Annotated in this window: 17 protein-coding genes; 13 read left to right on the top strand and 4 right to left on the bottom strand. The window is 47.3% G+C overall.

Annotated elements, in window-relative coordinates; genetic code table 11:
- Positions 1–68: 68 nt before the first annotated feature.
- The 4 genes from DVG79_RS02215 (at position 69) to trxA (ending at position 2,959) form a co-directional block, all read left to right on the top strand.
- Positions 69–647, top strand: a complete 579-nt coding sequence (locus DVG79_RS02215; RefSeq protein WP_114595282.1) for a fatty acid metabolism transcriptional regulator FadR — start codon at positions 69–71, stop codon at positions 645–647.
- A gap of 81 nt (positions 648–728) precedes the next feature.
- Positions 729–1,502, top strand: a complete 774-nt coding sequence (locus DVG79_RS02220; RefSeq protein ID WP_114595283.1) for an electron transfer flavoprotein subunit beta/FixA family protein — start codon at positions 729–731, stop codon at positions 1,500–1,502.
- A 15-nt stretch (positions 1,503–1,517) separates the two neighbouring features.
- Entirely contained in the window at positions 1,518–2,480 is a 963-nt protein-coding gene (locus DVG79_RS02225) for an electron transfer flavoprotein subunit alpha/FixB family protein (RefSeq protein WP_114595284.1), read from the top strand.
- A gap of 116 nt (positions 2,481–2,596) precedes the next feature.
- Complete coding sequence (gene trxA / locus DVG79_RS02230) at positions 2,597–2,959, top strand: thioredoxin (RefSeq protein ID WP_081776614.1); 363 nt, start codon at positions 2,597–2,599, stop codon at positions 2,957–2,959.
- 60 nt (positions 2,960–3,019) lie between these two features.
- On the opposite strand, the gene DVG79_RS02235 is transcribed toward trxA, so the two are convergent.
- Both DVG79_RS02235 and DVG79_RS02240 read right to left on the bottom strand, forming a co-directional pair.
- Positions 3,020–3,397, bottom strand: a complete 378-nt coding sequence (locus DVG79_RS02235) for a VOC family protein (RefSeq protein ID WP_114595285.1) — start codon at positions 3,395–3,397, stop codon at positions 3,020–3,022.
- A gap of 22 nt (positions 3,398–3,419) precedes the next feature.
- Positions 3,420–4,742 (bottom strand): dihydrolipoyl dehydrogenase family protein, encoded by a 1,323-nt coding sequence (locus DVG79_RS02240; protein ID WP_114595286.1) that lies wholly within the window; start codon positions 4,740–4,742, stop codon positions 3,420–3,422.
- Positions 4,743–4,824: 82 nt separating this feature from the next.
- Between DVG79_RS02240 and uvrC the strand changes: the two genes are divergently transcribed.
- On the top strand, positions 4,825–6,609 hold the full coding sequence (gene uvrC / locus DVG79_RS02245) for an excinuclease ABC subunit UvrC (RefSeq protein ID WP_114595287.1): 1,785 nt from the start codon (positions 4,825–4,827) through the stop codon (positions 6,607–6,609).
- 101 nt (positions 6,610–6,710) lie between these two features.
- On the opposite strand, the gene DVG79_RS02250 is transcribed toward uvrC, so the two are convergent.
- Positions 6,711–7,325, bottom strand: coding sequence for a PH domain-containing protein (locus DVG79_RS02250; protein WP_012371029.1), 615 nt, complete (start codon positions 7,323–7,325; stop codon positions 6,711–6,713).
- A gap of 109 nt (positions 7,326–7,434) precedes the next feature.
- Positions 7,435–7,854 (bottom strand): DUF2507 domain-containing protein, encoded by a 420-nt coding sequence (locus DVG79_RS02255; protein WP_114595288.1) that lies wholly within the window; start codon positions 7,852–7,854, stop codon positions 7,435–7,437.
- Positions 7,855–8,078: 224 nt separating this feature from the next.
- Between DVG79_RS02255 and DVG79_RS02260 the strand changes: the two genes are divergently transcribed.
- The 8 genes from DVG79_RS02260 (at position 8,079) to DVG79_RS02295 (ending at position 14,375) form a co-directional block, all read left to right on the top strand.
- Positions 8,079–8,696 (top strand): succinate dehydrogenase cytochrome b558 subunit, encoded by a 618-nt coding sequence (locus DVG79_RS02260; RefSeq protein ID WP_114595289.1) that lies wholly within the window; start codon positions 8,079–8,081, stop codon positions 8,694–8,696.
- A 19-nt stretch (positions 8,697–8,715) separates the two neighbouring features.
- A complete protein-coding gene (sdhA, locus tag DVG79_RS02265) occupies positions 8,716–10,479 on the top strand; it encodes a succinate dehydrogenase flavoprotein subunit (RefSeq protein ID WP_012371026.1) in 1,764 nt (587 codons plus the stop codon).
- Positions 10,479–11,285 carry a succinate dehydrogenase iron-sulfur subunit gene (gene sdhB / locus DVG79_RS02270; RefSeq protein ID WP_114595290.1) on the top strand — a complete coding sequence of 269 codons (807 nt, stop codon included), beginning with the start codon at positions 10,479–10,481 and terminating at the stop codon, positions 11,283–11,285. The genes sdhA and sdhB overlap by 1 nt, the downstream gene beginning before the upstream one ends.
- Positions 11,286–11,351: 66 nt before the next feature.
- The gene (locus DVG79_RS02275) at positions 11,352–11,807 is read left to right on the top strand and encodes an acyl-CoA thioesterase (RefSeq protein ID WP_114595291.1); all 456 of its coding nucleotides are present in this window, start codon (positions 11,352–11,354) and stop codon (positions 11,805–11,807) included.
- Between the two features lie 65 nt (positions 11,808–11,872).
- Entirely contained in the window at positions 11,873–12,136 is a 264-nt protein-coding gene (locus DVG79_RS02280; protein ID WP_012371023.1) for a phosphocarrier protein HPr, read from the top strand.
- A gap of 87 nt (positions 12,137–12,223) precedes the next feature.
- Positions 12,224–13,039, top strand: coding sequence for a glutamate racemase (gene racE, locus DVG79_RS02285; protein WP_114595292.1), 816 nt, complete (start codon positions 12,224–12,226; stop codon positions 13,037–13,039).
- Positions 13,030–13,782, top strand: a complete 753-nt coding sequence (gene rph, locus DVG79_RS02290) for a ribonuclease PH (RefSeq protein WP_114595293.1) — start codon at positions 13,030–13,032, stop codon at positions 13,780–13,782. The genes racE and rph overlap by 10 nt, the downstream gene beginning before the upstream one ends.
- Positions 13,779–14,375 carry an XTP/dITP diphosphatase gene (locus DVG79_RS02295; protein WP_114595294.1) on the top strand — a complete coding sequence of 199 codons (597 nt, stop codon included), beginning with the start codon at positions 13,779–13,781 and terminating at the stop codon, positions 14,373–14,375. The genes rph and DVG79_RS02295 overlap by 4 nt, the downstream gene beginning before the upstream one ends.
- Positions 14,376–14,377: the final 2 nt, after the last annotated feature.

Below are 14,377 nucleotides of genomic sequence, written 5' to 3' on the forward strand. Positions count from 1 at the left end.
CTCGAAATGGCATGATAGAATAAATATGAATGAACCATCATTCATTTTATGTGTTAGGAGATAGCCTTATGAAAAGAACGATGTCTAAGAGTGATCGCATCATTGATGCGGCAGTGAAGGTGATTGCGAAAAATGGTTACCACGGTGCCAAAGTAACAGCTATCGCGAAAGAAGCAGGCGTAGCGGATGGAACGATTTATCTTTACTTCAAGAACAAGGAACATTTGTTGATTTCCTTGTTTCAAGCCAAGATGGGCAGTTTCATCGAATATTCGGAAGCGCAAATCGCACATCATCAATCAGCGACACAACAACTGGCAGCGCTCATTGAAGCGCATCTTGAACAGTTGTCGGTTGATTACGATTTGGCCGTCGTCACGCAAATCGAGTTACGCCAATCGAATCAAGAGATGCGCCATAATATCGCAGCGGTTTTAAAACCGTATCTCCATCTGATTGATCGTGTGATTCGAAACGGGATGGAATCGGGAGAGTTCTCAAACGAGCTGGATTATCGTTTGGCACGGCAAATGGTGTTCGGCACGATTGACGAGGTCGTGACGAGCTGGATGGCGAGCGGGTTTAAATACGAGTTGCTCGAAACGCGTCATGGTATTCATCGCATGTTAATTAAAGGGCTGAGTTAAGCCCTTTTCATGAAAAACTTTTTGTAAGCGGATACAAAAATGATGGTGGTCAATAGAAGTTGATACGAGGGGGAACGAAGAATGGAAATCTACGTCTTGTTAAAGCGAACATTTGATACGGAAGAAGCAATTCAGCTCGAAAATGGTCAAATCGAAGAGGATGGTGCAGAATTCATCATCAATCCTTATGACGAATATGCAGTCGAAGAAGCGATCCGTGTACGGGATGCCCAATCTGGAACCGTGACGGTTGTCACCGTCGGACCGGAAGATGCAGACAAAGAACTGCGGACGGCGCTTGCGATGGGAGCAGATCAGGCAGTCCGGATTTCGATCGAAGACGATATTGAAGAAGCGGATCACTATTCGATTTCAGAAGTGTTGGCCGGATATCTCAAGGAACAGACGGTCGATCTGATCATCGCCGGGAATGTAGCGGTTGACGGAGGAAGCGGGCAAGTCGCTCCGCGCGTCGCAGAACTACTGGACATCCCGTATGTCACGACGATTACGAAACTGGAGTTAAACGGAACCGATGCTGTCGTAACACGTGACTCGGAAGGGGATACGGAAGTCATTAAAACATCGTTACCATTGCTCGTCACGGCACAACAAGGATTAAACGAGCCCCGTTATCCAAGTCTTCCGGGCATCATGAAAGCGAAAAAGAAACCACTCGAAGAACTCGAATTATCTGATCTTGAATTAGATGAGGATGAACTGGCACCCCGTCTTGAAACGGTCGAACGCTTTTTGCCGCCAAATAAAGCAGCCGGTAAAATTCTAGAAGGGGATTTGTCGACACAGGTCCAGGAACTCGCTTCATTATTACGCAACGAAGCAAAAGTTGTTTAAGGGGGAAGAAACGATATGTCAAAAGCACTTGTACTTGCGGAATCACGGGACGGGAATTTACGAAATGTATCATTTGAAGCAATTGCAGCAGCAAATCTAGTGGCAGATGAAGTCGTAGTTGCCTTAATCGGACAAAACGTAGCGGCAGATGCAGCACAACTTGCGACACGAGGCGCCCATCAAGTCCTTGTCGTTGAAGACGAGCGACTGCAGCATTACACACCGGATGGGTACGGACAAGTCTTCATGCAACTGCTGGATCGTGTTGCGCCAGACGTCATCGTATTTGGTCATACATCACTCGGTAAAGATCTATCACCGAAAATTGCAGCGAAACTGCAAGCGGGATTGATCAGTGATGTCACGTCGATCGAAGGAAGCGGAGCAGACGCTTCTTTCATCCGACCGATTTATTCGGGGAAAGCTTTTGAAAAAGTAAAGGTATCAGAAGGAAAAACGCTCTTTACAGTCCGGCCGAACAACATCGAACCACTCGCTGAAGGTTCTTCCGAAGGGACTGTCGAATCGGTAACCGTTGAGTTAAAAGATTTACGGACAATCGTTTCGGAAGTCGTTCGAAAAGCAACGGGCGGAGTCGATCTATCGGAAGCGAAAGTCATCGTTGCCGGTGGACGGGGGGTCAAAAGTTCGGATGGGTTTGCACCACTTCAAGAACTGGCCGATTTACTTGGCGGCGCAGTCGGTGCATCACGTGGTGCCTGTGATGCAGACTATTGTGACTATGCCCTTCAAATCGGTCAGACGGGTAAAGTCGTCACACCCGACTTGTATATCGCTTGCGGGATTTCCGGTGCGATTCAACATTTAGCTGGCATGTCGAACGCGAAAGTCATCGTTGCCATCAACAAAGACCCGGAAGCGAATATCTTCTCGGTGGCAGATTACGGAATCGTCGGCGACTTATTTGATGTCGTCCCGTTGTTAACAGCAGAATTCAAAAAAATGCTTGTCCATTAAGGCAGAGGAAGGGAAGCGAAGAGTAACTTCTTTGCTTCTTTTTTCGTGCTATGACTTGTCTGAGCAGTTTCGTTTGTTGTAAGGTAGGGCTGTGCTATACTCAAGTCAGTAAAAAGATGGGTTCGATAAATAAATCAAACCGATCTAAAAATAGGAGGTTTTTCTCAATGGCAATCGTACATGCAACTAGCCAATCGTTTAAAGAAGATACACAAGAAGGTCTCGTTCTCGTTGATTTCTGGGCAACATGGTGCGGACCTTGTCGCATGCTTGCTCCTGTTCTTGAAGAACTCGATGCAGACATGGAAAACGTGAAAATCGTTAAGGTCGATGTTGACGCTAACCCGGAAGTCGCTGGAGCTTTCCAAGTCCAAAGTATTCCGACACTCGTCTTGTTCAAAGACGGTCAACCGGTTAACAAAACAATGGGCTTCATGCCTAAAGATGCATTAAAAGAATTCGTCGAAACATCAAACTGATTCTAAGCACACATTCAAAAGGCATTCCGTCAATCGACGGAATGCCTTTTTTGAGTGAAATCAATTTAGCGGCGAACAAAGTTCAATCAGATGACCGTCCGGATCGAGCACGTAGGCAACAGTTTGCCCCCACGGTTTTTCAGTCGGAGGCAAGATGGTTTTGTGACCGGCCTTTTTAATCTGTTCATACAAATGAGCCACATCCTCCGTCACAAAACCGAGTTCCATCGATTGTTGAACGGTTTCGTCCGGAATTTCATAGGGAATGATGGAACGAACATCTTCTTTTGTATTGAAGGCAAGAATCGTTGATCCGGTGTCAAATTCCGTATAACTTCCATGCTCGGCTTTAATCGGAAGCCCAAGCAGACCGTGATAGAACAGGCGGGTCTTTACGGGATCAGTAATGTATAGAATCGTATATCCGTAACGAACCATGTTAACCCCTCACTTTCATCAATCAGTCTTCCAGTAATGAGGCAATGTCAGATGCCGGTGTCGGATAAGCAAAACTTGTTTTTTGCAAGGCGGAGCTTGGAATCCGGTGTTGCATCGCGAACGAAAAATAATTGGCCAGTTCTGCAGCATGGACGCCGATGAAATGTGCCCCGAGAATCTGATCGTCTTCCCCGATCAATACTTTGGCCCGGGCAAAGGGATCTTTGATTCGGACATTTGTTTGCCAACTCGAGGTATCAATTAATTTCCCGCGGTATCTTGTATTGTTTTGTTTTAGACTGGCCTCCGTCTGCCCGACTTTTGCAAGATTCGGCGTGGTGAAGACGATACTCGGTACAGGAAGTAACTCCAGTCGGCGCGTATTACCTTCAAGCATATTACAGGCCGCAAGACGTCCTTCCGTCCCTGCGAAAGGAGTCAAGGCAGGGTTTCCGCTGACTGCGACATCACCCGCTGCATAAATGTTCAGAGCGGAAGACTGTAAATAGTCGTTCACATGGATTCCTTTTTCTTCGTAAACAACACCCGCTTTTTCCAATTGTAAATGTTCGATGCTTGCGACACGACCTGTCGCATTCAAGACAACATCAGCTTCTATGCGTGTTCCGTCGGAAAGCGTCAACGTCGTGTCCGAGTATGATACGGCTTCCGTTTCATGAAGAATCTGAATACCGAGTGCTTGTGTCGCTTCGAGTAAGACGGAAACCAATTCTTGTTCAAATTGTTTAAGTGCACTTGAACGAAGAAGAATCGTCACTTCGGCACCGGCGATTCGTGCCAGGTGAGCAAATTCAAACGAAATGTATCCTCCACCGATGCAGACCAGGCGACGGGGGACATCCCGTAATTCCAGAAATTCATTACTGTTGAGGAAACGTTCGCTTCCGGGAACGGACAGCTCGCGTGGTCGAAGGCCGGTCGCAATCAAAAATTGTTCGGCCTCCAACTCGATATCATCAACCAGAAGCTTTTTATTGGATAGAAAACGCGGTTCACCGTGATAGTAGTCAATACCCAAGTCATCATACCGATTTCGGGTTTGTTCCGGGATGGCGCGTGTGTATTCATTTTTCCGTTCCATCAGTTGGCGCCAGTCAATGGATACAAGACCTTTTAATCCATATCCCAGCAGACGTTCGACGGCATCCTTTGCTTCACTGCCGGTGAGTAGAATCTTTTTAGCATCACAACCGCGTTGGGCACAAGTCCCGCCCGGTGTGAAATTTTCGATGATGGCGACGTTAAGTCCTTTTTCAGCAAATTTATAAGCCGCTTGGTTCCCGGCTGAGCCTGTACCTATTACAATGCAATCGTATGTACGCATTTTTTATCCCCCATGTGTCATAATCAATGTATGATATTTACCCTATAACGTAAAACTAGAAACGGTGGAAGGAGACATTTTTGTGAGTCATCAAGAACATATTAAGGCGAAATTATCCCTTTTACCTGACGAACCAGGCTGCTATCTGCATAAAAACCAATTCGATGAGGTCATTTATGTCGGAAAAGCCAAAAATTTAAAGAACCGTGTCCGGTCTTATTTCACCGGAGCGCATGATTTAAAGACAGAACGGCTTGTTGCAGACATTCGTGATTTTGAATACATCATCACCGGAAGCGAACTCGAAGCCTTGCTTCTTGAGATGACGCTGATCAAAAAACACGATCCGAAATACAACATCATGCTGAAGGATGATAAATCCTATCCGTATCTTAAAATTACGAATGAGACGTATCCGCGTCTGATTACGACCCGTAAATTAAAAAAAGACGGCGGACATTACTTTGGTCCTTATCCGAACGCCTATGCTGCGAACGAAACGAAACGTCTGCTCGACCGATTGTATCCATTGCGAAAATGTCAGCCGATGCCGAAGAAATTGTGTTTGTATTATCATATTGGTCAATGTCTCGGCCCTTGCGAAATTCCGAACCTGGAAGGCGTTCAAAAAGACATCGTTTCGGAAATCCGCCGTTTCTTGTCGGGAGAAACAAAAGACCTGGTCCAGTCATTGCAACAAAAGATGAGTGTTGCAGCGGAGGAGATGGAATTCGAGCGGGCAGGGGAGTTACGTGACCAAATTCGGGCGATTGAATCGATCATGAATAAGCAAAATATGATTACAGCAGATTTGACTGCCCGGGATGTCTTCGGGATTTATGTCGATAAAGGATGGATGTGTGTCCAGGTCTTCTTCCTGCGCGGTGGAAAAATGATCGAGCGCGATGTATCGCTGTTTCCGATTTACGGAACACCGGCAGAAGAGCTCGAGAGTTTTATCGTTCAGTTCTACGAAAAAAATATCAAGCCCAGCGAAATTTATGTACCGCCCCTCGTCAATCAGATGTTGCTCAAAGAAGCGCTGAACCTGCGTGTCCATGTCCCGGTGCGAGGGTCCAAACGTAAATTATTGGATCTTGCGACAAAAAATGCGGAAAATGCAATCGGCGAACGGTTCGAACTGATTGCCCGTGATGAAAAGAAAACCGTTCAGGCCGTCCAGGAACTGGCCGATGCGATTGGTATCCATCCGTTATCGCGGATTGAAATCATTGATAATGCCAATATCCAAGGTGCTGATGCCGTCTCGGCACTCGTCGTTTTCGAAGACGGGAAGCCGCTCAAAAAAGAATATCGCAAATTTAAGATTAAGACCGTCAAAGGACCGGATGATTATGAATCGATGCGGGAAATCGTCCGACGGCGTTACCGACGCCTTCTGCTCGAAGGAGCTCGATTACCGGATCTCGTTTTGATTGATGGTGGACTCGGCCAATTAAATGCGGCACTTGAAGTCATTCAAGATGAACTGGGGTTATCCCTGCCGGTCGGCTCACTGAAAAAAGATGATAAGCACCGGACGAGTCAATTATTGTTCGGGGAGGGCGGACAGTTGATTGAACTGCATCCGCGTTCGAGCGCGTTTTATCTGTTGCAACGCATGCAAGACGAGGTCCACCGATTTGCCATCACGTTCCACCGGTCATTGCGCTCAAAAGGAATGACCCGGTCGTTGCTTGACGATATTCCCGGAGTGGGGCCAAAACGCCGTCAACAGTTGATCCGCCATTTTGGATCGATGCGGAGTTTGAAAAAAGCGAACATCGAACAGCTGACGGAAGCGGGCTTACCCGTTAAGTTAGCAGAGACGGTTGCGGAATATCTCAGTCAGACGAATGAAGAATAAAATAAAAAAAGAAACGCGCCATTCCCTCGGATTTCTGATAGAAAGCGAGAGGCTGGCGCGTTTTTTATAGTGGTCCTTCAGATTAAGTTAAAGCATTGGTTTTAATTGTTGATATATTTTTCGTAGAACGAACCGAAGTCTTTTTGATTCCATTTGTAATAATGACCCTGTAACCAGTCGAACGACTCTTGCGATAAGTCTTTGAACGTTTGCGGGACATTCATGTCGCCTTGGCGAAGGCCGCCGAGAATCGTCACGGAATGATTCAGTGAACTGTTGGCGAACTCCAGCATTTTTTGTCCTTCGTATTGCTTCTCGGCAATCGCAAGAAGTGCTTTGTAGAGATCCTTCACGTGTTCGAGCTGTTTTTTATCGACATCAATCGAGTAATGTTTTCCACCGATTTCAAACTTGATTTCGACATCAAGATCGACCGTACCGGCCGTTTCAAACATGACATGACGAATCGGATAATGCGCATATGGATAACGGTAGAGAACACGTTTTGAACTGACGGCACTTTCGCCATCAAGGTGAACAAGCGCTAGGTTCGTAAAACAATATTCATCTGTTTTCGATTTGATTAAAAAATAAATTTTTTCGCCGTCTTCGTGTAACACATAATCATCTGCGGCGGCCTTATCAAAATCGTCCGGGTGAATCACTTGCCCAATATCACTGAATCCTGTTAAATCGGCTGCTAGTTTCTTGAACATAAAAAATTCCTCCTTTGGTAGATGCGACTGAGTATTGATACGGCAATCAAACTAAAAAGGTTTCATGTTTCAAGAATTCGGGGTTTGCCTTCAAACTCCTGTCCGGATTTCAAAGTGAACGTTCAATCGGATCTTTTGGATCCATCTCAATCAAAATCTGCACGTGGGTTTTATTTAATTCAGCGTATCCTTCCGCCACACAACCATGCAGTCGGGAAAATTGTTCTGCTAAAAAGCCGGCTTCCAGTTGAAAATAGCCTGCAGGACGGTCGAGGCGTGTCGATTCGGGCGGTGTTAGTACAAAACTCAAGGAGTTTCCTTTTTGTTTTTTTAGTTCGAGATGTCCCCAACCCGCTTCGTAAAAAAAGGGAGCCGCTTCTTCGGCACTTAAGACCGGGAATTCGCGTGCCAGTCGCTTGCCTGCCCAATAGATGACATGGCGATAATCTGTTCCTAATAAATCCATCAGCACATAGTCGCGAATCAGTTCGATTCCGAATGCGGAAGAGGGCGTTGGTACTGAATCCATCAACAATCACTCCTATCTCTGAAACTATTATAGCGGGGTAATTCTCCTCGGTCATTGTTTTCCTGAAAAAATTTGCAGTTATTTGCAGTTAAATGCAACGGCTCGGGTTGTCTTATAAAAAGGACAGGAGTAGAATAAGTGATGAAAAGACGAATTTCCTTATGAAAGCGCTTTTCTACCAAAATGCGCCAACGTTTGATTGGCAAACAAAAGGGGGGATTTGGATGGCGAATCATCGTGATTTCGTGGGGCGTAAAATACACTCACTGCTCGGCGTCATTCCAATCGGGTTATTTTTACTTTCTCATTTTACGACGAACTATTTCATCGTTCGTGGGGAGGAAGACTTTAATAAGGCTGCGGAAGTCGTGGGGAGCGTTCCGTATCGGTTGTTCTTGGAAGTGTTTGTCATCTTCATTCCAATCATCCTGCACGGTATCTACGGTGTTTACATCGCATTTACAGGTTCCGCGAATACAGGTCGTTATACATACTTCCGGAACTGGATGTATGTGCTACAACGCTTTTCAGGTATTTTCCTCGTCGTGTTCATCACATGGCACGTTTGGGAAACACGGATTGCAGCAGCAATGGGTACGGCAGTTGATGCGAGTATGATGCAAAACATCGTCGATAACGGATTCATGCTTGCCTTCTACATCGTCGGAATTTTAGCGACGACGTTCCACTTGGCGAATGGTCTCTGGACGTTCTGCATCACATGGGGAATCACACAATCACCCGCTTCTCAAAAAGCGATGTCTTATGTGGCAGCCCTCGTATTCATCGGATTATCGTTTGTAGGCGTACGCTCGATCTTGACGTTTGCAGGCGTGTTGTAAGGAAAGGGGAACTAACAACATGGCGAATAAGAATCTTGTCATCATCGGTGGAGGACTCGCCGGTTTGATGGCTACGATAAAAGCAGCAGAACAAGGTGTACCCGTAAAGTTATTCTCACTTGTGCCGGTCAAACGTTCACACTCCGTTTGTGCGCAGGGCGGAATCAACGGGGCCGTCAACACGAAAGGGGAAGGTGACTCACCTTACCAACATTTGGACGATACGGTATATGGCGGCGATTTCTTAGCCAACCAGCCACCGGTTCAAAAAATGACGGAAGCAGCGCCGAAAATCATCCACATGTTCGACCGGATGGGCGTCATGTTTAACCGGACACCGGAAGGATTACTTGATTTCCGTCGTTTCGGAGGAACATTACATCACCGGACGGCTTATGCCGGTGCGACGACAGGTCAACAATTGTTGTATGCACTCGACGAACAGGTCCGTAAGTTCGAAGCGCAAGGTTTGGTAGAAAAATATGAAGGATGGGAATTCCTTCGTGCAATCATCGATGAAGAAGGTATTTGTCGCGGTGCGGTATGTCAAAACTTACGTTCGATGGAAATCGAAGCGTTCGCAGCTGACTCGGTCATTTTAGCAACAGGCGGTCCGGGGGTTATCTTCGGAAAATCAACAAACTCGGTGATCAACACAGGGCAGGCGGCGGCAGCTGTCTACCGTCAAGGTGCCATTTATGCGAACGGCGAGTTTATTCAGATTCACCCGACAGCGATTCCGGGGGATGACAAACTGCGTCTCATGAGCGAATCAGCACGTGGTGAAGGCGGACGCGTCTGGACGTATAAAGACGGTAAGCCATGGTACTTCCTGGAAGAAAAATATCCGGCTTACGGAAATCTTGTGCCGCGTGATATCGCGACGCGCGAAATCTTTGATGTTTGTGTCAATCAGAAGCTTGGTGTCAACGGGGAAAACATGGTCTATCTTGACCTTTCCCACAAAGATGCAAAAGAACTAGACGTCAAACTGGGTGGGATTCTTGAAATCTACGAAAAATTCGTCGGAGATGATCCACGAAAAGTACCGATGAAAATCTTCCCGGCAGTCCATTACTCAATGGGTGGATTATGGGTCGATTATGATCAGATGACGAACATCCCGGGCTTATTTGCATCCGGTGAGTGTGATTACTCGATGCATGGCGGTAACCGTCTCGGAGCGAACTCGTTACTGTCTGCCGTATACGGCGGAATGGTCGCTGGACCGGCAGCCATCGCTTACATGAATGATCTCGATCAATCTGTCCACGAGATGCCGGAAGAAGTCGTCGAAGCGCATAAGATTGCAGAAATCAACCGCTTCAACGACATCCTCGCGATGGAAGGTACGGAAAATGCGTATCAAATCCACCGTGAACTCGGTGAAGTCATGACCGATAACGTCACGGTTGTCCGTTACAATGATAAACTCGAGCAAACGCTTGAGAAAATCAAGGAACTCCGTGACCGCTTCACACGTATTTCGGCAACGGATACAGCACGTTGGAGCAACCAGGGCGCATCATTCATCCGTCAACTCGATCATATGCTTGATCTTGCGGAAGCGATTACGCTTGGAGCCCTCAAACGGGACGAGAGCCGTGGTGCGCATTACAAACCGGACTTCCCGGAGCGTGATGACGAACGGTTCTTGAAAACAACGATGGCCCGTTATACGAACGGTCATCCGGAAATCTATTACGAAGAAGTCGATACATCATTGATTCCACCACGTAAGCGCGACTACAGCAAGAAGTCGAAGAAAGAGGTGAAGGCATAATGGCGACACCACTCGAACAGAAAACGAATCAAAAGCCGGTTCAATTCATCGTCCAACGTCAGGATGGACCGGATGGTAAAGCGTATGATGAAGCATTTGAAGTCCCTTACCGCCCGAACATGAACGTCATTTCGGCCTTGATGGAGATTCGTCGTAATCCGGTCAATGCAGCCGGAGAAAAAACGACACCGATCAACTGGGATATGGGCTGTCTCGAAGAAGTATGTGGCGCGTGTTCAATGGTCATCAACGGAACGCCCCGTCAATCATGTACGGCGCTCGTCGATAAACTCGAGCAACCGATCCGTCTTCAACCGATGCAGACGTTCCCGATTGTCCGTGACCTTCAGGTCGACCGTCAACGGATGTTTGATGCCTTGAAGAAAGTCAAAGCCTGGGTACCGATCGACGGTACGTATGATTTAGGTCCGGGACCCCGTATGCCGGAAAACAAACGCCAGTGGGCATACGAACTTTCGAAATGTATGACATGCGGCGTCTGTCTGGAAGCGTGTCCGAACGTCAACGACCGGTCGAACTTCATCGGACCGGCAGCACTTTCGCAAGTCCGTCTCTTCAACTCGCATCCAACCGGTGCGTTCCACAAAGAAGAACGTCTTGAAGCTTTGATGGAAGATGGCGGAATCATGCAGTGCGGAAACGCACAAAACTGTGTTGAAGTGTGTCCGAAAGGGATTCCATTGACAACATCAATCGCAGCAATGAACCGTCAGACGACATTGCACTCATTCAAGAAATTCTTCGGCAGTGACGAAGGACGTACGGGTGAAGCAGTTAGTCATTAATACAAAAACGTAAAATTAAAGAAGGGGCGATGCTCCTTCTTTTTATAGTTTAAGGAGGAACTGATTGTGCGTGTACCTAGCTATATCAATGATTTAGATTCATGGTTGGAACAGATGAAACACGGGACGCGGCTTGATGTCGCGGTCCGGTTCGCTGAAACCGACGCTTACGGTCATATGAATAATCGAGTTCCCTTCGTTTATTTCGAAGATGTCCGGACTCTGATGCTTGAGGAAACGGGCTACTCGCTTGCTGACGACGGCATCGTCGTCGTCGCGGATGCCCAATGTAACTACATCCGACAAGTCTATCCGCGGGCCCGTCTTGCCGTCTACGCCTATCCTGTCCAGGTCGGAACGGCTTCGTGTGATGTGCATTACGCAGCGTTCAACGAACAAGAGGAATTGATGTTTACCGGTCGGACCTCGATGGTTCAGATTGATCGTTCCGGGAATGCCTTTCCATGGAATGAAGCCTATAAAAATTCCTTGCAGAATCGATTCGAATCCGTTATCATTTGATAATGAGTTCACATATTCGAAAACGACTCACTAGTACGTTATTAGTGGAGGGAGATTTCTTAATCATGGAAAAAACATTCAAAGTCATCGCGGATTCAGGCATTCATGCTCGTCCGGCAACACAACTCGTCAACACAGCTTCTAAATTCCAATCAGACATCAACTTGGAATACAACGGAAAGACTGTAAACCTCAAGTCGATCATGGGTGTTCTTTCACTCGGAATCGCAAAAGACTCAGACATCAAAATCGTTGCAAACGGTGACGATGCTTCTGAAGCTATCACGACTCTTTCAGATATGCTGACAAGCGAAGGTCTTGCTCAGTAATCCTTTATCGTACATTCTTGGACGCCGGTCTTGCACCGTCGTCCTTTTTTGTTACCATATGAGATGAGAGGAAAGTGAGGGGAACTCGTGAATAGATCAATTGGAGTATTAGATTCTGGGGTCGGTGGATTGACGGTCGCACGTGAATTGATGCGTCAGCTGCCCCATGAACAAATCATATATGTCGGAGATACGTTACGGTGTCCGTATGGTCCCCGGCCGGAAGAAGAAATTCGTCAATTTACGTGGGAGATGATTGATTTTCTTGTCGCCCAAGATGTGAAATTGATTGTCATCGCCTGCAATACGGCGACAGCCGTTGTCCTGAAGGAAGCCCGGCAAAAATTATCGATTCCAATCATCGGTGTCATCGATCCGGGAGCGCGGGCTGCGGTTAAAGTCACACGTTCGAAACGAATCGGCGTCATCGGTACGAAAATGACGATTGAAAGTAACTCGTATGAAAAAGCATTACGTCATGTTGAGGGACAAGTCGTCGTCGAATCGCTGGCCTGTCCACCGTTCGTTCCGCTTGTTGAATCATCCCAGACAAGTGGACCGTATGTGGAACGTATCGTCGCGAACACTTTAAAACCGTTGCTTTCGTACGATATGGATACACTGATTTTAGGATGTACACATTATCCACTGCTTGCAGAAGTCATTGGACGAGTCATCGGACCAGATGTCCAGCTGATTTCTTCAGGAGACGAAACCGCACTTGAAGTAAGTGCTTTGCTTGATTATAACGGCATCACATCAGCACACGATACCGTTCCGGAGCATGTCTACCATGCAACCGGAGATACACGCTCTTTTGAACGAATCGCCAGTGACTGGTTAAATCAACCGGTCCAGGCAAAACGGTTAGTGTTAGGAACGGAGGAAGAAAAATGCGTTTAGATCAAAGAGCACGGACGGAAATGCGGAAAATTCAGCTGGAGACGGGTGTCAATAAACATGCGGAAGGATCCGTACTGATATCGGTCGGGGATACACGCGTCCTGTGTACCGCGACGGTCGAAGAAAAAGTACCGCCCTTCCTGCGCGGGAAACGACAAGGATGGATCAATGCCGAATATGCGATGTTACCGCGGGCGACAGCACAACGGACAGGCCGGGAATCCGTTCGAGGCAAGCAGACAGGACGGACGATGGAAATTCAACGATTGATCAGCCGGGCATTACGGTCTGTCGTCAATCTTGAGAAATTAGGCGAACGGACGGTTTGGATTGATTGTGATGTTCTTCAAGCGGATGGTGGAACCCGAACAGCGGCCATTACAGGTGGTTTCCTGGCGCTTGTCTTAGCGGTTGACGGGTTGATTCAAAGCGGGAAGCTGACGGATACACCAATCAAAGAAGGCATCGCGGCCGTTTCGGTCGGGAAAGTCGGAACGGAGTTATTGCTCGATCTTTGTTATGAAGAAGACGCAACGGCAGATGTCGACTTGAATCTCGTCATGACATCGTCCGGAAAAATCGTTGAACTGCAAGCGACAGGGGAAGAAGCAACCTTTTCTCGCAAGGAAATGCTCGATATGCTCGAACTTGGGGAAAAGGGTATTGAAGAACTCCTTCATGCGGCGGAACAATCATTAGGCGCCTCGTGGTGGTATGTCGGGGAAGAGGTGGAGCACGGATGAAAATTATCGTAGCAACGAGAAATCCCGGGAAAGTCGGTGAGTTTCAGGCGATGCTTGGAAGACTCGGATACGACGTTGAATCCTTACTGGATTATGAGACGGCGCCTGAGACCGAAGAGACCGGATCGACGTTTGAAGAAAATGCAGAATTGAAATCCAAAGAGGCAGCTGCCTATTTTGGTCATGCCGTACTGTCGGACGACTCCGGGCTTGAAGTGGATGCGTTAGACGGAGCACCGGGTGTCTACTCCGCCCGTTTTGCAGGAGAGGACAAGTCAGATGCTGCTAATAACGCATTGTTGTTAGAAAAGTTAGCGGACACACCGGCAGAACAGCGAACAGCCCGATTTGTCTGTGCGTTGTCACTGGCAAAACCGTCGGGTGAAACATTGACTGTCCGTGGGACGATGGAAGGACGGATTGGATTTGAATTAAAAGGAACAAACGGTTTTGGTTACGATCCGTTGTTCCTCATTCCGTCTTTGAATCAGACGGCGGCCGAATTAACGAAAAGTGAAAAGGCGGCCATCAGTCATCGTGGACAAGCGTTGCGAAAACTTGAAGCGACATTAACTACTTTTTTGGGAGAGTGATT

The organism is Exiguobacterium sp. RIT594, assembly GCF_003339585.1.
Classification (GTDB): Bacteria; Bacillota; Bacilli; order Exiguobacteriales; family Exiguobacteriaceae; genus Exiguobacterium_A.